Genomic DNA, 19,420 nt, shown 5'->3' with positions numbered 1-19,420 from the left:
CGTACAGCGTCGGCCGAATCCCGTTCTTCTGCTTCTTCTACGACGCGGCGCGGACCGCTAAGGCGACGCCACCGGATAGGCGCTCAGAATCTCCTTAGTCTGCGGATTGACCGCAATCTGCAGGTACTTCTCTCCCCTGGTTCCGATTGTTCTTCCCATGGGGAAGACGAACTTGAAAGCGTCCGCGGGATCCTTTATCGCCTTGCTCTGCATGGCCCACGCCTCGTCCACCAGGGCGAGAACCTTGCCGGGGTCCTTCTCGATGAACACCGTGTGTGTCGCTCTGGAGGCGTCGGGCACCGTGTGGGCGAGCACATGGTCGATCTTGTTGCCGAACTTCCTGTCGAAACCATAGATCAGCCCGCCGGGCGATTGGAGCCTGCCGCCGCCCAGGTCGACGAAACCGACCGGGCAGAACGTGTTGTGCACGAGAACCGGCGTGGCCCCCGCCAGCACGTAGTAGGTGTGAATGTCGGCGACGCTGAGGTTGTAGGCGGAATGGAGCCGCTGGTAGCGGTGGACGCCTACGACGGTGACGGTTTCGCCGCTGCTGGTGCGCAGCGTCTGGCCGGGGCTGAGATCGCCGGCGTCGATCCAGCGGTGGGCGCTGGGCGACCAGAACGGGTGGTGCTGTGTGGCGGTGATCCGTGACCGGCCGGCGTCGATCGTGATGTCGGCGAAGTCGGTGTCGTCCGGCGTGTAGATGGTGTCGGTGACAGTGCGGCCTGCGGTCTGGCCGCTTCGGGGATCGGTGGCGAGGACCGCGTCACCGATACTGACGTCCTTGATCTCCTTGGTCGTGCCATCGGCCATCAACACGTGCGTGGCGCCGGGGAAGCTGTTGGGCCGGCATGCCAAGCGGAATTCCTCGTAGGCGTTCACCGACCGCTCGATGCTCGCCAACGCCTCCGCGTCGATGTCCAGCGCGCGCAGCGCCTTCAGAGCATCGTCGACGCCGATGCCGGTGCGCAGGGCGGCGTCGACGGCGCGGATCGCGTCGGTGATCTTCCCGATCGGCCCGCCGAGCGGGAGCCAGGTGGCGGCCCAGGCACAGTCGCCGTAGCTCCCGTCACCGCTGCCGGTGGCCTTGTGGTAGCAGCCGGTGAAGTCCTTGATGATCGAGTCGTAGAGGCCTTTCCACAGGTCCTTGGTCGCCTCCCAGGAGGAGATCTTGACCGTCTTCTTCAGGTCCTTGAACGACTTGGTGGTGAGGAAGTACGTGTCCTCGGCGGGGCAGCCGGACTCGGTGGCCGGGACGTCGGGGTTCTCGCAGTAGTAGTAGCTGACGACCGCGTCGAAGTGCACTTCGAACACCAGGTCGCAGGGCAGGCGGGAGCAGTCGTCAGGAAGGCGCTGCGGGTCGCCCTGCTGTTTGATGTCGTCGATGACGGAGAACACCCCGCCGATCCCGGTTCCGGTCCCGGCGCCGGTCTGCACCTGCTTGTTCGCGTCGGCGGCTGCCGCCTGGTCGGCCGCCTGCTGCGCCGACTCGGCGTACTTCTGGGCGTCCTTCGCCGCCTCCTCGGCCGCGGTGGCCTCGGCGTCGGCGCGGTCGGCCGCGGCGCGGGCGTCCTTCGCCGACTGCTCTGCCTCGGCGGCCGCCGTACGGGCCGCGTCGGCGTCCAGGGCCGCCTGGTCGGCGGAGTCCCGGGCGTCCTTGGCGTAACTTTCGGCGTTGCCGGCCGCCTGGTCGGCGGCTGCCGCGTCCGCGGTGGCCTGCTGGTCGTACTCGATGGTGCGCGCCAGTGACTTCTGCGCGTCCGCCGCGTACTGCGCCGCCTCGGCGGCGTACCCCAGCGCCTCCTTCGACGACCTGCGGGCGTCCGCCGCGTGACCGGCCGCCTCGGCGGCGATCGTGTACGCGGCCTTGGCGTCGCCGGTCGCCGCGTTGGCAAGGCTCTGCGCCTGGGCGGCGTTCTTCTGCGCGTTGGCGGCGTGCGCCTCGGCGACCGCCTGCTGCTGTTCGGCGATCGTCTTCGACGACTGGCCGGTCAGGACGACGAGCCCTGCTGCGGAGTCGGTGTCCACGTAGGGCGAACCGAGCTGGATCGCGTCGTTGGCCGGTGCGGCGACCTGCTGCGCGGAGGCTCCGGCGTCCTCGGCCGCCTGCGCGGTCGTGTACGCGTGACCGACCGCGTCGGCCGCACCCACGACCGCCTTGGCGGCCTCGGCCTTGGCCGCGTCCGCCTGCTTCTTGGAGTCGGCCGCGTGCTGCTCCGCCTCGTCGGCCAGCTTGACCGCGGCGCGGGCCGCGGCGGCCGAGGCCTGGGATGCCTTGATGGCGTCCGCCGCCGCGCTGGTCGCGGTGCGCACCGCCGCGTCCGCCTTCAGCTTGGCCGCCTGGGCGTCGTCCGCGTCGGAACGGGCCCGCTTCGCCGCCGCCTCGGCGCGCGTCGCCGCGGCGTCGGCGTCCGCTGCGGCCTGGCTCGCCGCGTCGGCCTCGGTACGGGCCGAACCCGCCGCCGCCTCCGCGTCGTCGGCCGCCTGGTCCGCCTCGTCGGCCGCCGCCCGTGAGTCCTTCGCGTCGGCGTCCGAGTCGTGCGCGTCGGCGTAGGCGTCCTTGGCGTCGGCCTTCGCGCGGGCCGCGTTCGCCTTGCTCTTCTCGTCCCACGCGTCGTCCGACTTGCCCTTGGCCCGATCCCGCGCGGCCTCCGCGTCCTGGCGCTTGGTGCGGGCGGTGGACTCGGCGGTCTCCGCCCGGCCCTTGGCCTCGGCGGCGGTCTTCGCGTACCCCTCGGCGTTCGTCTTGTGCTGCGCGGCCTCGGCCTGCTTCTGCGCGGCTGTCGCCTTCTCCGCCTTGGCCGTCGCCTCCTCGGCCTCCGCGTCGAGCCGCTTGGCGTGCGCGGTGGCGGCGGCCGCCTTCGCGTCCGCCTCCGCCTGCTGGGTCTCGCCGAGCTTCGCCTTCGCCGTGTCGCGCGCGGCCTTGGCGGTCTGCGCCTGTACGGCGGCTGCGTCGGCGGCGGCCTTCGCCTGCGCGTTGGCCTCCTGTGCGGCGGCCGTACGGAACGCGGCCTTCGACTGTGCCGCCTGCGTCACCGCGCGGGCGGCGATGGTCGCGCTGTCCCCGGCGGATGCCTTGGTCGCCGCGTAGGCCGTGTCGCCGGCCTTGGACAGGGCGTCGAGCGCCGCCGCCGACGCCTTGGTGACCTGGGCCTTCTGCCGGCCGACGAGCAGGCCTCGGCCGCGCGGGGCGCCCGCCCGGTCGGCGATGGCGTAGGCGGCCTGGGTGGCGGTGTCCGTGTCGGTGGCGGACTTCTTCACCGCGGTGGCCTGGGCCTTGAGGAGGTCGAGCTGGGTCTTCGCCGCGGCCTGGGCGTCGGTGACGCCCTTCTTCGCCTTGTCGAACTGGGCCTTGGTCGGATAGTCCAGCTTGTCGGTGCCGTTGTGGCCGGACGGGGCGAAGTCGAACTTCTGCGGGTCGGTGCCCTTGCAGTCCCACATGCGGGCGTCACGGCCGTTGTCGTAGGTCGCGAGGTCCAGGCAGTTGCCGGTACCGGGGTTGTACAGGCGGCTGGTCGCGTGGGTGTCGTACTCCCACTTCTGGGCCGCGCTCTTGGTGTCGCAGGTCGAGATCTGCACCACGGCCCCGTTCGCGGTGCCGCCGCCCTTCACCTCCAGGCACTTGCCGGAGTTGACGTTGACCAGCGCGTCGCCGCTGATAGCCCACTTCTGCCCGACCGAGCCGTTGCAGGTGTAGATCTGCACCGGCGTGCCGTTGTCCTTCTTGCCGCCGCCCACTTCGAGGCACTTGTCGGCGGCGCCGTGCGCGTGCACGATCATCGGGCTGTCGCCGATCCAGCCGGGGCCGCCGGCGGACCAGTAGTCCTGCCAGCGGGCGAGGCGGTCGGCGATCCACGACTGGCCCAGCAGTTCGCCCAGCGCCTTGGAGCCGGTGGCGAGGGCCTTGGTGGCGTCGCGGTTCGCGTTGAGGACCTGGTCGCGCTGGGTGGTCTGGCCGGCGATCTCCCGCTGCCACTCGGCGGACGCGTCCGCGGCCTCCTTGCCGAGGACCTTGTCCGGGTCGACGGGGCCGCGCCAGTCGCAGGAGGCGAACCGGGTCTTCAGGTCCTCCACGGCGATCCGGTACTCGACGCTGCCCGGCTCGGGCGCGGTGCGCGGGAAACCGCCGGAGGAGAGGAAGACACGGGCGTCGTCGGCGCCCGTCGGCTGCATGGACGAGTTCACCAGGCCGTCCCACGCCTGGTGTTCGGCGTAGGCCTGCTGCCACTGCGGGGTGGGGAGCGAGGGGTCCGGGTCACCGCCGTAGAGCGGGGTGCCGAGGTCCTTGACCGCCTGCACCGTGGCGTCGTCGGCCTTCGGGGTCGGATCCTTGTAAAAGTCGTCCTCGGCCTTCCAGAACTGGGCCGTGATCCACTGGCTCAGGCCGGTCTGCGCGAAGAAGCTCGGGCCGGTGCCGGTGGTCCCCGGCGGCCAGTGGAATCCGGTCTCGGTGAATCCGCCCGGGGTGCTCAGGCCGTCGAGCGGCTTCTTCCAGACGTCGACGTACGCGTTGAGGGCGTCGCCCGCCTTGTCGGCGGTGTCCTTGTCCTTGTCGTACGCCGTCGAGAGCGGGGTGGTGTTCCAGTACTCGCGGTTCGCCGCGACATGCAGCTTGTCCGGGGTCTGGTCGACCCCGTCCTGCGCGGTGCTGTACATGGCCGAGCCGCCCGTGCGCAGTACCTCGGCCATCAGGCACTGGTCCTGGCGGAGTTGCTCGGCGGCCTTGGCGTCGAAACCGTCGTAACTGTCGGCCACCGGGCTGAGGTCGACGGCCCGGTCCTGGGGCAGGTCAGGCTGGCCGGCGACCGTGGCGAGCACGGCTAGGGCGAGCACGGAGGGGACAAGTCGGCTGAGACTGCGGGATTTTCGCGCAAGGGGAGTCACAGTCCCCGGTCTGGAACGCAAAAGAACATCCGTTCTTCGTGAAGAGGGCAGACGGGGGCCCGGCTCGAAGAGGTGAGGTGCCGTGGCGGCGGTCAAGCCTGCGTACGGCGCGGATGCGTGTGTCTCTGCGGATACGTCAGCATGACGATGTACCCCTCCCCCGTGGCGACGGTGTTCCCCCGGTCGCTGATGAACGTGCGCGGCGGCTGAATGGTCAGATCAGCCCTGCGCGCACCGCACTTTAGTCAACTTGTGGGCTACCTGTGAAGAGGTTTTGACTGAACGGGATCAACATTCACATGAGCGCCGGGCCCCGCGAACACGACGAGGGCCCGGTGGTCTACGACCACCGGACCCTCGCAACATGGAGACTGTGGAGATGGCGGGAATCGAACCCGCGTCCAACGGTGCAAAAACAGGGCTTCTCCGTGTGCAGTCCGCTGTGATTTTCTCGGCCCCGGTGATCTCGCGAACAAGTCGCCGACGGGCCCAGTCACTGTTTGATTTCCCATCGAACCCCGTGACCGGGCTCGATGGTTTAGTCCCCTAGATTATGCCAGGGTCCGGGTCGGGAACATCCCCGGGCTGACACCCGTTAGGGCCTTCACTCACTGCTTATTAGGCAGCGAGGGCGAAGGCGCGGGAATCGCTCTTGGAATTGGCGATTATTGGTTGCGACATATGGTTTACGAGATCATTGCCGCTTCCTCGACACGCTTCCCCTGTTTCAACATCCGCTGTCGAAACCGATCATCCCCATGTTGATTTTTCAATGCGCACACCCGGGCTTCCCCTGGTGTTGGTGCCATCCTACGTGACCAACGCACACCGATGCCACCGTATTCCCGGCGCTTCGCCCTACTGGCCCCGCTGCTTCCGCTTCGCCGCCGCGATCGCCCGGTCCGACTCCCGCCGGTCCTGCTGCTCGCGCAGGGTCTGCCGCTTGTCGTACTCCTTCTTGCCTCGCGCCAGGGCGATCTCCGCCTTCGCGCGGCCGTCCTTGAAGTAGATGGCGAGGGGCACGATCGTGTGGCCCGTCTCCTGGGACTTGGCCTCCAGCTTGTCGATCTCCTCCCGGTGCAGCAGCAGCTTGCGCTTGCGGCGCACCGAGTGGTTGGTCCAGGTGCCCTGGCTGTACTCGGGGATGTGGGCGTTGTGCAGCCACGCCTCGTTCCCGTCGATCTGCACGAAGCCGTCGGTCAGCGAGGTGCGGCCCTGGCGGAGCGACTTCACCTCGGTGCCGGACAGGACGATGCCGGCCTCGTAGGTGTCGATGATCGCGTAATCGTGCCGCGCCTTCTTGTTCTGCGCGACGATCTTGCGCTTGCCGCCCTTCTCGCCGTCCCTGGCTTTGGCGGCCGTCCCCTGCTGCTTCTGCTGGGACTCTTTCGGTACGTACATTCCCTTGGCCATAGTGCTCTCCATTTTCGCACTACGGAGGGGGTGCGGGGGAAGCGGATTAGCAGGGGGTCCCGCGAGACCTGCGACGGCCTACGACGGGTCGCCGAGGCCGCTGAGGACCGTCTCCGCCCGCTCCAGTGCCCCGGTGCCCACCTCCAGGTCGGGCGTGATGCCCCGGCCGTCGACGGTGTGGCCCGAGGGGGTGCGGTAATGGCCGACGGTGAGCTCGGCGACCGAGCCGTCGGGGAGGCGGGTGGGCATCTGGATGGAGCCCTTGCCGAAGGTGCGGGAGCCGAGGACGACCGCACGGCCGCGGTCCTGGAGGGCGCCGGTGAGCATCTCGGCCGCGCTCATCGTGCCGCCGTCGACGAGCGCGACCAGGGGTCTGGCGGTGTCACCGCCGGCGTCGGCGCGCAGGGCGCGCTGGGCGCCGTCGACGTCGTAGGTGGCGACCAGGCCGCCGTCGAGGAAGGCGGAGGCGGCGGTGACGGCCTCGCTGACCAGGCCGCCGGAGTTGCCGCGCAGGTCGAGAATGATCCCGCCGCCGGCGGGGGCCCGCCGTACGGCGTCGCGGACGAGCTCCCCCGAGCCCCTGGTGAAGGCGGAGATCTTGATGACGGTAATGCCGGCGGACAGCTTGTGCACGGTCACCGAGTCGGTGGACAGCAGCGCCCGGCGCAGGGTCTCGGTCCACGCGTGCGTGCCGCGTTCGAGGCCGAGAGTGACGGTCGTACCGGCGCGGGCGTCGGTGGCGTCACCGCGCAGTAACGAGACGACGTCGGTGACGGGCCGCCCGTCGACGTCCGCCCCGTCGACACTGCGCAGCCGGTCGCCCTTCCTGATGCCGGCGGTGGCCGCGGGCGACCCGGCCTGCACCCTGGTCACCTCGATCCGGCCGTCCCGCTCCCGCCGGGCCCACAGCCCGACACCGGTGTACTGGCCGTCGAGTGCGTCCTCGAACTCCTGGTACTCGCCCTCGGAGTAGACCGCGGCCCACCGGTCCCCGCTGCGGCTCACGGCCCGTTCCGCCGCCTCCATGGGCGACTTGCCGTCGGCCATCGCCTCGGCGGCGGCCCCGGCGACGTCCTCGTGCCCGTCGGCCGCACGGGCGGCTCCGGTGGGCGTCTTCCGGTCGGTCTGCCCGGGGTCGGGAAACGCCCCGGTGGCCGCCCCGGTCACCAACAGCCCTGCGAACACCAACGTCAGAGCCGCCCCCCGGCGAACCCGGCGGGGCTGACAGAACACCTCTCGGCCCGACATGTCGGTGAGTCTAGGACAACGCAAGAGGGCCGCACGGGCGGTTGCCCGTGCGGCCCTCTTGGCATGCGTCACACCTTCAGGTACTTGCGCAGCGCGAAGAACGCCGCAAGCGCGGGCATCAGGAGGCTCGTTGCGAGGATGAGCGGGAGCTTGGTCAACACCGCGTCCCAGCCGATGAAGTTGATCAGGTTCAGCTTCTGGGAGAGGGCCAGGCCGTGGTCGATGATGAAGTAGCGGGCGATCACCAGGAATCCGCACGCGACCGTGCCGCCGATCAGGCCGGCGACGGCGGCCTCCGCGATGAACGGGGCCTGGATGTAGAAGCCGGAAGCGCCGACCAGGCGCATGATGCCGGTCTCGCGCCGACGGCTGAACGCAGAGACGCGCACGGTGTTGACGATCAGCATCAGGGCGACGATGAGCATCATCGCCATCACCGCGCGTGCCGCCCAGTTCATACCGTTCAGCAGCCCGAAGAGATTGTCCAGAATGCCCTTTTGGTCCTGTACGGACTGGACACCGTCACGGCCGTCGAAGGCCGTCGCGACCACCTGGTACTTCTGCGGGTCCTTCAGCTTGATCCGGTACGACTCCTGCATCTGGTCCGGCGTGAGGGAGTCGGCCAGGGGTGAGTCGCCGAACTGCTCCTTGTAGTGCTTGTACGCCTCGTCCTGCGACTCGTAGGTGACCTTCTCGACCACCGACATCTTGCCGAGGTCCGCCTGGATCTGCTTCTTCTGGTCCTCGGTGACCGCACCCTTGGCACAGTTGGGGTCCGACTCGGCGTCGCTCTTGTTGCAGAGGAAGATCGAGACGTTGACCTTGTCGTACCAGTAGCCCTTCATCGTGGTGACCTGGTCGCTCATCAGGAGCGAGCCACCGAAGAGCGCCAGGGACAGGGCGACCGAGACGACGACCGCGAAGGTCATCGTCAGGTTGCGGCGGAGACCGACTCCGATCTCCGACAGTACGAACTGGGCGCGCATGGCGTCGGGTTATGCCTTTCCGTCGTGGACCGCGTGAAGCGTCGGGAACGTGTGGATCGGTGTCAGTGCTGGTAGCCGTAGACGCCGCGGGCCTGGTCGCGGACGAGGCGGCCCTTCTCCAACTCGATGACGCGCTTGCGCATCTGGTCCACGATGTTCTGGTCGTGGGTGGCCATCACCACGGTGGTGCCGGTGCGGTTGATGCGGTCGAGCAGCTTCATGATGCCGACCGAGGTCTGCGGGTCGAGGTTGCCCGTGGGCTCGTCCGCGATCAGCAGCTTGGGCCGGTTCACGAAGGCGCGCGCGATGGCCACGCGCTGCTGCTCACCACCGGAGAGCTCGCCCGGCATCCGGTCCTCCTTGCCGCCGAGCCCGACGAGGTCGAGCACCTGGGGCACGGACTTGCGGATCTCGCCCTTGGACTTGCCGATGACCTCCTGGGCGAAGGCCACGTTCTCGGCGACCGTCTTGTTGGGCAGCAGACGGAAGTCCTGGAAGACCGTCCCGAGCTGGCGGCGCATCTGCGGCACCTTCCAGTTGGAGAGACGGGCGAGGTCCTTGCCCAGCACGTGCACCTGGCCGTGGCTGCATCGCTCCTCGCGGAGGACGAGCCGCAGGAAGGTGGACTTTCCGGAGCCGGAGGACCCCACGAGGAACACGAACTCGCCCTTCTCCACTTCCAGGGACACATCCCTGAGTGCGGGGCGGGTCTGCTTGGGGTAGACCTTGGAGACATTGTCGAATCGGATCACGGATGCACCACGGGTCGCCGGGGGTAGATGAGCGTGACCATACGCGAGTCGGGTGAGGAAGCGCAGGCGCCGGTCACGGTTGGGGAGGCTTGTGGGGTTTTATTCCGGGGCAGTGTCTCCGGAGCGCAGGGGCGAGGTCTGCGGACGGCCGCGCTCTTTCCTGGGGAACCTGGCACAGTGAGAGGGGAACGTTCTCGTTCTGCGGAGCGTTGTGTAGGTAATGGCCGGTGCAAGGAGGGCGAGCGCATGACGTACGACCGGTTGGTGTGCGCGAACTGCGCGGCGCCCGTGAACGAAGGCCGGTGCCCCGTGTGCCGCGCCAACCGCGAGCGTCTCCAGCAGGAAAACTTCCTGGGTGGTCTGAACCCGATGGCGTTGATCGGGCTGCTGGCGGTACTGATCGCCGCGGTGGCGCTGCTGGCGCACCAGACCGCGTAGCGAAGCTCACAGGCACAGAAAAGCGACCGAAGGGCCCGGAGCTGCTGCTCCGGGCCCTTCGCCTTCTGTCATGCATACGCTCTGCGAGCGGGTGCCTACCGTCAGGCGGCGGCGCCGCCGCGGCCGCCCATGAGGCGCGGCAGGATGCGGAAGCCGATACCGCCGGCGATCATCGTGGCGGCTCCGACGACCAGGAAGGTCGTCTGCGCGGCACCGGTCTCGGCGAGCTGGCCGCCGGCACCCTGGGCCTGGGTGTCAGAAGAGCCGGTGTCGGTGAGGGCGGAGGTGCCCGCCTCCTGCGCGGAGGTGCCCGAGTTGCCGTCGGTGCCGGTGTTGTTGTTGCCGCTGCCCGTGCCGCTGCCGTCGGTCGGGGTGGCGCTGGTCGGCGCCTCGGTCGGCTCGGTGGGCTCCTCGGTCGGCTGGGTGGGCTCGTCCGAGGGCTGCGACGACTCGGAGGGCGGCTCACTGCTCGGCGGCTCGCTGGACGGCGGCTCGCTGGACGGCGGCTCGCTGCTCGGCGGCTCGCTGGTGGCCGGGCCGGTCGGGATCCCGGTCGGGTCGTCGCCGGTGGTCACTGTGGCGGTCAGACCGTTCTGGTCGGCCTCGACGCCGATGGAGAGGGCGGAGGCCGCGCCGGCCGCAGTCAGCGAGGCACCGGCGGCGATCACGGCGGCGGCGGCTATCTGCGCGGCCCGGATCCGTGTCTTCTTGGTCATCTGGTTGCTACCCCCAGTAGCTGAATGTCAGGTTGGCGGCGCTGGGGCTGTGCTCTACGGAGATAGCTACGGATGCGCAAGCCCCCCGGTTCTCATGCGCCCCAAACATACGCACGCCACGCTTCACCCTTCCCATTTTTCAAAGCAACGTCAAGGCCGTTGCGGGCGCGATGTCCAGTTGCGCGCCGAATGCGAGGAGTTGAAGCCTGTGAGTGTGATGTAAAACCCAGACATAGCCCTGACACGGGCCAGGAAATACGAGAACTGCCGCCACGGGGGCGGCAGTTCCGGGTCGGCCGACTCACCATGGGCAAGTCGACAAAGTTACTTCTCCTGCTGCTTGCGCCAGCGAATTCCGGCCTCCAGGAAGCCGTCGATCTCGCCATTGAAGACGGCCTCGGGGTTGCCGACCTCGTACTCCGTGCGCAGGTCCTTGACCATCTGGTACGGGTGCAGGACGTACGAACGCATCTGGTTGCCCCAGGAGTTGCCGCCGTCGCCCTTGAGGGCGTCCATCTTGGCCTGCTCCTCCTGCCGGCGCCGCTCGAGGAGCTTGGCCTGGAGGACGTTCATCGCGGTCGCCTTGTTCTGGATCTGCGACCGCTCGTTCTGGCAGGAGACGACGATTCCGGTGGGGATGTGGGTGAGGCGCACCGCGGAGTCGGTGGTGTTGACGCCCTGGCCGCCGGGCCCGGAGGACCGGTACACGTCCACCCGCAGCTCGGACTCGTCGATCTCGATGTGGTCGGTCGTCTCGACCACAGGGAGGATCTCCACACCCGCGAAGGAGGTCTGGCGGCGCCCCTGGTTGTCGTAGGGCGAGATCCGCACCAGCCGGTGGGTGCCCTGCTCGACCGAGAGCGTCCCGTAGGCGTACGGCACCTGCACGGCGAAGGTGGTCGACTTGATGCCGGCCTCTTCCGCGTACGACGTCTCGTAGACCTCGGTCTTGTAGCCCTTCTGCTCCGCCCAGCGCAGGTACATCCGCTGCAGCTTCTCGGCGAAGTCGGCGGCGTCGACGCCGCCGGCCTCGGCGCGGATGTTCACGAGCGCCTCACGGGAGTCGTACTCCCCGCTGAGCAGCGTCCGCACTTCCATTTCGTCCAGCGCCTTCTTGACGGCGGCAAGCTCGGAGTCGGCCTCGGCGCGGGTGTCCGGGTCGTTCTCCTCCTCCGCCATCTCGAACAGCACGGCAAGATCGTCGATCCGCCCGCGCAGCGCCTCCGCCTTCCTGACCTCGGCCTGGAGGTGGGAGAGCTTGCTGGTGATCTTCTGCGCCTCGTCCGGGTTGTCCCACAGGGACGGCGCGGCCGCCTGCTCCTCGAGCACGGCGATGTCTGCCCTCAGCTTGTCGAGGTCCAGAACGGCCTCGATCGACTCCATGGTCGAGGAGAGGGACTTGAGCTCTTCGGATACATCGACGACTGCCACGCCTCCCAGCGTAACGGCTCCGCCGCGCACACAGCGCCTGCCCACCCACCCACCGGACTCGGCAGGGCGAGGAGCGGGCGAAAATGCAGGGGGGCGGGGCATAAGGGGCGGGATCCGTGGACTACCCGGAGCCCAGGGCGGCCGTTCCGCGCCCGGGACGGCCGTCCCGCCGGCCCGGGGCCCGCCCCGTGATGGGGTTCGTCATGGTGTCGACGTGCTGTGGGTGTCCTGCGGTGGGGAGTCGTCGTTCGACGTCGCCAGCCACGCGCCGACGCCCACCACGGCCGCCAGTACGACCCCGGCCACGCCCAGTGTCACCCTCCGTCGCCGCGCCGCCGCCCTGTGCCGGGCCGAGCCCGGTCGCGGTGCCCCCGACGCCCGCGGTGCCCTGGCCGTGCCCCGCGCGCCGCCCGCCAGCTCGTCCGGCCCCGGCACCCTCATCGACGTGTGCGTGTCCCGGTTGGAGTCCGGCTTCGCGCCCGGCACCAGGGAGACGGCCCCGCGTCGCCGTACCCGCTGCTCCTCCGCCGCCGGAGCGGCGGCCGTCTCCTCCGCGGCCTCCGCCGCCGCCTCCGTCTCCGGCTCGTCGACGTCCAGCGGCGGCATGCCCGCCAGCGTCGGCAGCTGCTCCCGCAGCCGCGCGGCCAGCTCGGACGCCCGCAGCCGGGAGGCCGGCGCCTTCGCCAGGCACTGCACGAGCAGCTGCCAGAGCTCCTCGGGGATGCCGGGGAGGGGGACCACCGTCTCGGTGACATGGCGGCGGAGGACCGCCCCGGGGTGGCCGCCGCCGAACGGGGTGAAGCCCGCAAGGAGCTCGTACAGAACGGTCGCCAGGGCGTAGATGTCCACCGAGGCGCGGGGCGGCAGGCCCTCGACGATCTCCGGGGCCAGGTAGTCCGGCGTGCCGATGATCTTCGTGGCGCGCGTCCGCTTCGGGGAGTCGATCAGCTTCGCCACGCCGAAATCGGTCAGAAGGGCGGGGTGTGAGCCGCCGGGCCCGAGCGGACCCTGCATGTCGAGCAGGACGTTCTCCGGCTTGACGTCCCGGTGGACCACGCCCGCCGCGTGTGCCGCGGCCAACCCGTCCGCGACGTCCGCGACGATCGCCACCGCGGCCTCGGGCGCGAGGCGCCGCTCCCGTTCCAGGCGGGTGCGCAGATCGGTGCCGCGGACCAGGTCCATGACGAGGGCGAGGTCGTTGCCGTCGACGACGAGGTCGCGGACGGACACCACGTTGGGGTGCTCAAGGCCCAGCAGGGCCGTGCGCTCCTGTACGAAGCGGCCCACCAGCTCCTCGTCGGACGCGAGATCCTCGCGCAGCAGCTTGATGGCGACGGGCCCTTCCGGCCCCTCGCCCAGCCACACCGTGCCGGCGCTGCCCCGCCCCAGGACCTGGTTGGCGGTGTACCGGCTGCCGATCTTCCGTGCCAAGGCTGCTCCTACAGACGCGTGTTGCCGACAAAAGTACGCGTCCGAAGAGCCAACCTTCACCACGGAGGCGGAAATCACCCGCCAGGTGTCGACAAATCCCCAGAGTCGGCGAGCGGTTCAGTTGCCGGAGCCGGAGGGGCCACCCAGGCCCCTGACCCAGTGGCTGACCGATCCCACCCAGTCGCTCAGCTGGGTCCAGTAGCCCCTGCCCTGCCCCACCCACGTGTGCAACGGGGTCAGGTCCCAGATCAGCCAGCCCGCGACGAAGAGGATGACGACCATGAACAGGCAGCCCTTGAGGCAGCCCAGCCCGGGGATCCTCATCGGGTTGGCGCTGCGCTGCCGCGGCTCGCGCGGGGCCCGCTGCGGCTCGGCGGGGGCGGCCGGGGGCGCATAGCGCCGCTGGGGTTGCTGGGGCGGCGGGGCGTACTGCTGCGGCTGGTGGCCGTACCCGGCAGGCTGCTGCCCGTACCCGCCCTGCTGTGCGTACCCGCCGCCCTGCTGCCCGCGCGGCTGCGGCCGTCGTACCGGCTGCTGCTGCGGGGCCTGGCGCGGCTGCTGCTGCGGCCGGGCCACCTGGCGCTGCGGGCGGTGGCGCAGCGGGTCCTCGTTCGGGTCGAGGTACTGGACCTGCGTCTGCTCGTTGCGGTCGCGGGCCGCGCGGAGCTGGGTCTGCCAGGGGTGCGGCTGTTCCGGCTGCTGCTGGCCCGGCTGCCCCTGGGACATCGGCGGCATGACGGCCGTCGGGTCCGCCGCGCCGGTGTTCGGCAGCACGGCGGTCGGGTCGGCGGCGCCCACCGGGCCCCCGGTGTGCGGGAGCACGCTGGTCGCCGCGTTCGGGTCGTACGACCCGGGTGCGCCGGTGTTCGGCAGCACCTGCGTGGGGTCGGCCGCCCCCGGTACGGCGGTCGGCGAGGGGTCGGGGGCCAGCAGCGCGCCCACCCCCTCGGCGGCGGCGATCTGCGCGGAGTTCGCGTGCACCCCGATGCCCTCGGCGACGACGCGCAGGCCGCGCGCGAGGTTCTCGGCGCTGGGCCGGTCGTCGGGGTTCTTGCGCAGACAGCGTTCTATGACCGTCCACAGCGGGTCGGGGACGGTGGACGGGCGGCGCGGCTCGGCGCTGAGATGCTGGTGGAGGACTTCGAGGGCGCTGCCGCCGGAGAACGGCGGGCGGCCGGTGACCAGCTCGTACAGCAGGATGCCGGCGCCGTAGATGTCGACGGCGGAGGTCTGCGGGCGGCCCTCGGCGGACTCCGGCGCCACATACGCGGGCGTGCCGACGAACTCGTGGGTGCGGGTCAGGCCCGGGGAGTCGGCGAGGCGGGCGATGCCGAAGTCGGTCAGCAACGGGTGCATCCGGCCCTGGTACTGCTGGAGCAGCACGTTGGCGGGCTTCAGGTCGCGGTGCACGACGCCGTCGGCGTGGCTGGCGGCCAGCGCGTCGGCGATCTGGGCCGTCAGCAGGGCGGCGGCGACGGGTGTGAAGGGGCCGTTCTCGCGCAGGTAGCGGTGCAGGTCGGGGCCCTCGACGAGGTCCATGACCAGGGCCAGCAGATCGCCCTCGACGACCAGGTCGCGGACCCGGACGATGTTCGGGTGGGTCAGCCTGAGCAGGACGGAGCGCTCCCGCAGGAAGCGCATCACGACATCGGCGTCGCTGGCGAGCTCCTCCTTGAGGACCTTGATCGCGACGGTCTCCCCGGGCTGGCCGGGCACGGCCGCCTCGGCGCCCGCGGTCTCCCGCTGGCGGGCACGCCAGACGGTACCGGTGGCGCCGCGTCCGAGCGGCTCCTCCAGGAGGTACTTGCTGCCTACCGGCCGCACGTCATCGCTCCCTGCTGCTTGCTGTGTGTCCGGGCCTTGTGTCCGACCCACTGTAGTGCCGTCGTCCCTGGCACCGGGCTGTCGTCCGACTGTGCTTTCCCCTGTCCGGTAGGCAGCCGATAAGCGTTCCGGACGTATCCCCATACGTAGGCGTTCCCGTACTTGTTCGATGGAAAGACGCTCGCTTCGGTCCGGTGGTTGCCGGGCTCGGACGTGACCGATCTCAAGTGATCGCCCGCGCGGTATTGGTCAGGCACTTTTGGGGGCAGAGCTGACCAATCAAGATCACTTACCATCGGGCCGTGGGCGCGTTGTCAGTGGCAGGTGCGAGGATGCGTGCGACAGCAGAACTGGCCGACGTGCTCGTGGCGGTGGGGGGAATTCCGCGCCCGCGCAGAAGGGACCGCTGACGGCGATGCAGATCCGGCTGACCGTCGTAGACCCGCTGGGCCCTGCCGCGCAGCGGGGCCGGGCCGTGAGCCGGGACGTGCTGGTGACTGCGCCCGCGGGCACGGATCTGGCCGCGGTGGCCTCCGCGCTTGCCTCGGCGGTCACCGGTGACGGCAGCGTGGGAGGCCGGGAGGCGAGCGGCGCCCCGGTCGTGCTGTACGCGGGGGCGGAGCGGCTGGACGCCCGCCGCCGCATCCTGGGCGAGCCCCCGCTGGTCGACGGCGCCGTGCTGTCCCTGGGCGCGCCCGCCGCCCCCGAGCCGCATCCCGAGCTGGACGACGCCCCGGCCCAGCTGCATGTGATCGCCGGTCCCGACGCGGGCGGGGTCCACCTGCTGCACGGCGGCCAGATCACCATCGGCCGCTCCGCCGGCGCCGACATCCCGCTCGACGACCCGGACGTCTCCCGGCTGCACTGCGCGGTCACGGTCGCCGCCGACGGCCACGTCTCGGTCGCCGACCTGAACTCCACCAACGGCACGGCCCTGGACGGCACCCGCGTCACCGACCGCCCGGTCCGCCTCGCCCCGGGAGCGCTCCTGCGCATCGGGGAATCGGCCCTGCGGCTTACGCCGTCCGGGGGACCGGGAGCCCGCGTGGGCACGGCACCGGACGGGGAGGGGTGCCTGCGGGTGCTGCCCGGAGGTGAGGACGGGGAGAAGGGCGGCTCCGACACCAGCGGCGTCGGCGGTTTCGCGGGCCACGCGCGCGGGGCGGCTGCGGCCGACGGCTCGACCGGCCCCGCGGGCCGCACCCATCACGCCTACGGCACGGCGGGTTGGGGAGCCTCGGGTGGAGCGGCGGGGGGCCAGGAGCACGGGCCGGTGGAACCACCGGTCGTTCCCGCACAGGGGGACGCGCCGAGGATCGAGAGCCGGGGTGGGCTGCCGACGGCCGATCAGGGCGGCGGGTCGCCGCAGGCCGGGCGGGGAAGCGGACTCCCGAAGGGGGCCGGGCAGGGCAGCGGGCTCGCGGCCGAAGCCGGGCGGAGGGACGGATCACAGGCGCCCGGACCCTGGCCGGAGCCGCCGCCGGCCGGAAGTCGCGGTGGGCTCCCCGGCCCACGCAACGGTTCCGCCGCCACAGACCGCTCTGCCGTCACGGAACGTTCTGCCGCCACGGACCGCTCCACCGCCGCTCAACGCCACGGCGACACCCACGCCGGCCGCTCCGGAGTCCTCGCCGGCCCCGGCGCCCAAAGCGGCCCTCCCTGGCCCGCGACCGGCTCCGGCGCCCGAACCGGCCCCACCACGCCCACCAGCGGCCTTGACGGCCGAAGCGAACCCGCCGCGCCTGCGACCACCGACCCGGCGGCAGCGCACCACCGCCCCTCACCGGACAGCGCCCCGCCGATCGGCGACGCGTCCGACGGCCCCGCCGCCTCAGGGGCCGGCTCCGGCAGACGCAAAGGCACCCCCCTCCGCGGCACCGACGCCCCCGCGCTGCCCGGCGCCCGCAGGCGCGGCGGCCTCGGCGCCTGGGCGCGGCGGCTGGCCGGCGGGCGTGGTGAGCCCCCGTCGGCCGCCGACGGCGAGCCCGCGGCCGAGGACGGCGGCCCGACGCCGGCCGGTGTCCCCGCCCAGGCCGAGACCTGGCCGGATCCCGCCGCCCTGCTGCTGACCGCGCTCGGCCCCGGCCCCCGCCTCTGGGAGCGCGCCCCCGGCCACCCGGAGACGCTCACGGTCCGGCTCGGCACGGCGGACCGCGCCGCGCCCGACGGCCCGGGGCTGCTCCCCGCCGTGCCGGTCACCGCCGACCTGCGCGAGGCCGGCGCCCTCGGCCTCGCGGGCCCGCGCACCCGCCTCGCCGGTCTCGCCCGTGCGGTACTGGCGCAGCTCGCCGCGCTGCACTCCCCCGACCTGCTGGAGATCGTGCTGATCAGCGCGGACCGGGCCCGCCCCGTGGAGGAGCGGACGGCCGAGTGGGCCTGGCTCGGCTGGCTCCCGCACGTCCGTCCCGGGCACGGCCAGGACTGCCGCCTCCTGCTGGCCTACGACCGTGAACAGGCCGCGGCCCGCGTGGAGGAACTGCTCCGCAGGGTGGAGGACCTGTCCGCGCCCCGACGGCCGGCCGCCCCGTCCGACCGCCCGAGCTTGGCCGGTACGACCGCGGACGCCCCGCCCGCCGATGCCGCGCACCGCCCCTCCTGGGCCCGCGAGGACCTCGGCGCCGACTACGACGGCGACGACGACAAGGGCGGCAAGGGCCGCTTCCCGGGGCCGTACACGGTCGTCGTCGTGGACGGCGACCCCGGTGGTTCCGCGCTGCGCGACGCGGTGGCGCGGCTGACCGTCGCCGGACCGCGCGCCGGAGTGCATGTGATCTGCCTGGCGGAGACGGCGCCCACCTCGCCCGTCTCGCCGGTCACCCAGACCTACGAGGCGGCATGCGCGGTGACGCCGACGTTCCGGGAGTGCGGGGCCGTGGCCCTGCTCAGCGGGGACGTGGCGACGGCCCTGCATCTGCTGCGGGTGGCCCGTACCGACGCGACGGGTCCCGTCGGCCCCGGCACCCTCGCCGCGGTGGACGCGGTGTCCGCCGCCTGGGCCGAGCGGTTCGCGAGGGCGCTGGCCCCGCTCCGCCCCGACGGCCCGGTCGGCGACCGGCACACGCGCGTGGCCGCCCCGCTCCCCCAGTCCGCCCGTCTGCTGGACGAGTTGGGGCTGGCGCGGGCCACCCCGGCGTCGCTGATGGCCCGTTGGGCGGACGCGGCCGATGACGCCGAGTCGCTGGGCGGCCGGGCCCGTGCAGTGCTCGGTGCCGGACCGCGCGGCCCGCTCGGCGCCGACCTGGTGACCGAGGGACCGCATGTGCTGGTCGAGGGCCCGCCCGGCAGCGGCCGTACGGAGCTGCTGCGGGCGATGGTCGCCTCGCTGGCCGCCGCCGAGCGCCCCGACCGGCTCGGGATCGTCCTGATCGACGGCCGCGACGGCGTCGGAACCGGCGCCGGTGCCGGCGAGGGCCTGCGGGTGTGCACCGACATACCGCATGTCACCACCCACCTCACCGCCAACGACCCCGTACGGATGCGCGAGTTGGCGCAGTCGCTGAGCGCCGAGCTGAAACGGCGGGCCGAGCTGTTGGGCCGCTCCGACTTCACCGACTGGCACGCCCAGCGGGAGATCTCGGGCCGTATCGTCGCCCAGCGTGGCCACCCCGCCGCCTCGGGCGCCGCCGACATAGAGGCACCGCCGAGTTCGACGCTCCGGCTGCGCCCGTCGGCCGGGGCCGCCGCCGCCCGTCAACGCACGGAGGCGCCGCCGCCGTTGCCGCGCCTGGTCGTCGTGGTCGACGACCTGGACGCCCTGGTCTCCCCCGCCCTCGGCTCACCGGGCCGCCCGGCCGCCGGTTCCGTGATGCGGGCGCTGGAGGCGGTGGCGAAGGAGGGCGAGCGGCTCGGCGTCCACCTGATCGCGGCGGCCGGCACGGGCGGCCGTACCGCGGAGACGGAACCGGCCCGGCAGGCCACCCTGCGCATCACGCTGGACCCACCGGCCGCAGGCCCCGACGAACCGGCTCCCGGCCGCGGCCGCCTGAGCACACCTGACGGCCGCACCACGGCGTTCCAGACGGGCCGCGTCACAGGCCGCATCCCCCGCACGGCAACCCAGCGCCCCACGGTCGTCCCCCTCGACTGGCCCCGCATGGGCGACCCCCCGACCCGCCGCCCGGTACGGGAGTTGGGCAACGGCCCGACGGACCTGGCGCTGCTGGCAAGCGCGGTGGAGAGGGCGGCAAGAGAGGTCTCGGCGGCGGAGGTCCCCTCGCTTCTGTAGTCGGCGACCCCCGGTGGCACCCACGTACCCCGGGTCGTTGATCACGAGGCGATCACGATCCCCGTCCGTCAC

The 19,420-nt window shown here is 71.7% G+C and carries 11 protein-coding genes and 1 other RNA gene; 2 read left to right on the top strand and 10 right to left on the bottom strand.

Translation table 11 applies throughout. The annotated features are described in order from the left end of the window. Positions 1-57: 57 nt before the first annotated feature. From ACZ7OO_RS31060 to ftsE, 6 genes are all read right to left on the bottom strand, one after another. Positions 58-4,905 carry a ricin-type beta-trefoil lectin domain protein gene (locus ACZ7OO_RS31060; RefSeq protein WP_471509819.1) on the bottom strand — a complete coding sequence of 1,616 codons (4,848 nt, stop codon included), beginning with the start codon at positions 4,903-4,905 and terminating at the stop codon, positions 58-60. 350 nt (positions 4,906-5,255) lie between these two features. Further along, positions 5,256-5,642, bottom strand: a transfer-messenger RNA (tmRNA) gene (ssrA, locus tag ACZ7OO_RS31055). Positions 5,643-5,742: 100 nt separating this feature from the next. After that, positions 5,743-6,285, bottom strand: a complete 543-nt coding sequence (gene smpB / locus ACZ7OO_RS31050) for an SsrA-binding protein SmpB (RefSeq protein ID WP_351701596.1) — start codon at positions 6,283-6,285, stop codon at positions 5,743-5,745. A gap of 90 nt (positions 6,286-6,375) precedes the next feature. After that, a complete protein-coding gene (locus tag ACZ7OO_RS31045) occupies positions 6,376-7,545 on the bottom strand; it encodes a S41 family peptidase (protein ID WP_471509817.1) in 1,170 nt (389 codons plus the stop codon). 68 nt (positions 7,546-7,613) lie between these two features. Further along, positions 7,614-8,531 (bottom strand): permease-like cell division protein FtsX, encoded by a 918-nt coding sequence (ftsX, locus tag ACZ7OO_RS31040; protein ID WP_471509815.1) that lies wholly within the window; start codon positions 8,529-8,531, stop codon positions 7,614-7,616. 62 nt (positions 8,532-8,593) lie between these two features. Beyond that, a complete protein-coding gene (gene ftsE / locus ACZ7OO_RS31035; RefSeq protein WP_266438802.1) occupies positions 8,594-9,283 on the bottom strand; it encodes a cell division ATP-binding protein FtsE in 690 nt (229 codons plus the stop codon). A gap of 246 nt (positions 9,284-9,529) precedes the next feature. Between ftsE and ACZ7OO_RS31030 the strand changes: the two genes are divergently transcribed. Further along, positions 9,530-9,721, top strand: coding sequence for a hypothetical protein (locus ACZ7OO_RS31030; RefSeq protein WP_352220843.1), 192 nt, complete (start codon positions 9,530-9,532; stop codon positions 9,719-9,721). A 101-nt stretch (positions 9,722-9,822) separates the two neighbouring features. On the opposite strand, the gene ACZ7OO_RS31025 is transcribed toward ACZ7OO_RS31030, so the two are convergent. From ACZ7OO_RS31025 to ACZ7OO_RS31010, 4 genes are all read right to left on the bottom strand, one after another. Further along, complete coding sequence (locus ACZ7OO_RS31025; protein WP_471509812.1) at positions 9,823-10,437, bottom strand: hypothetical protein; 615 nt, start codon at positions 10,435-10,437, stop codon at positions 9,823-9,825. A gap of 324 nt (positions 10,438-10,761) precedes the next feature. Then, on the bottom strand, positions 10,762-11,868 hold the full coding sequence (gene prfB, locus ACZ7OO_RS31020; RefSeq protein ID WP_471509810.1) for a peptide chain release factor 2: 1,107 nt from the start codon (positions 11,866-11,868) through the stop codon (positions 10,762-10,764). A gap of 201 nt (positions 11,869-12,069) precedes the next feature. Next, positions 12,070-13,299: a serine/threonine-protein kinase gene (locus ACZ7OO_RS31015; RefSeq protein WP_471509808.1), complete on the bottom strand. Its 1,230-nt coding sequence runs from the start codon at positions 13,297-13,299 to the stop codon at positions 12,070-12,072. 117 nt (positions 13,300-13,416) lie between these two features. Beyond that, positions 13,417-15,123 carry a serine/threonine-protein kinase gene (locus tag ACZ7OO_RS31010; protein ID WP_471509806.1) on the bottom strand — a complete coding sequence of 569 codons (1,707 nt, stop codon included), beginning with the start codon at positions 15,121-15,123 and terminating at the stop codon, positions 13,417-13,419. A gap of 415 nt (positions 15,124-15,538) precedes the next feature. Between ACZ7OO_RS31010 and ACZ7OO_RS31005 the strand changes: the two genes are divergently transcribed. After that, positions 15,539-19,348, top strand: a complete 3,810-nt coding sequence (locus tag ACZ7OO_RS31005) for an FHA domain-containing protein (RefSeq protein WP_471509804.1) — start codon at positions 15,539-15,541, stop codon at positions 19,346-19,348. The last annotated feature ends 72 nt before the right edge of the window (positions 19,349-19,420 follow it).

This window comes from Streptomyces sp. NPDC111744 (assembly GCF_055634995.1).
This window is presented reverse-complemented; position numbering and strand designations above follow the sequence as displayed.

Bases quoted from the DNA above. Each gene is read 5' to 3' on its own strand.
- smpB (WP_351701596.1), bottom strand. From the start codon at position 6,285: ATGTACGTACCGAAAGAGTCCCAGCAGAAGCAGCAGGGGACGGCCGCC.
- ACZ7OO_RS31045 (WP_471509817.1), bottom strand. From the start codon at position 7,545: ATGTCGGGCCGAGAGGTGTTCTGTCAGCCCCGCCGGGTTCGCCGGGGG.
- ftsX (WP_471509815.1), bottom strand. From the start codon at position 8,531: ATGCGCGCCCAGTTCGTACTGTCGGAGATCGGAGTCGGTCTCCGCCGC.
- ACZ7OO_RS31030 (WP_352220843.1), top strand. From the start codon at position 9,530: ATGACGTACGACCGGTTGGTGTGCGCGAACTGCGCGGCGCCCGTGAAC.
- ACZ7OO_RS31025 (WP_471509812.1), bottom strand. From the start codon at position 10,437: ATGACCAAGAAGACACGGATCCGGGCCGCGCAGATAGCCGCCGCCGCC.
- ACZ7OO_RS31005 (WP_471509804.1), top strand. From the start codon at position 15,539: ATGCAGATCCGGCTGACCGTCGTAGACCCGCTGGGCCCTGCCGCGCAG.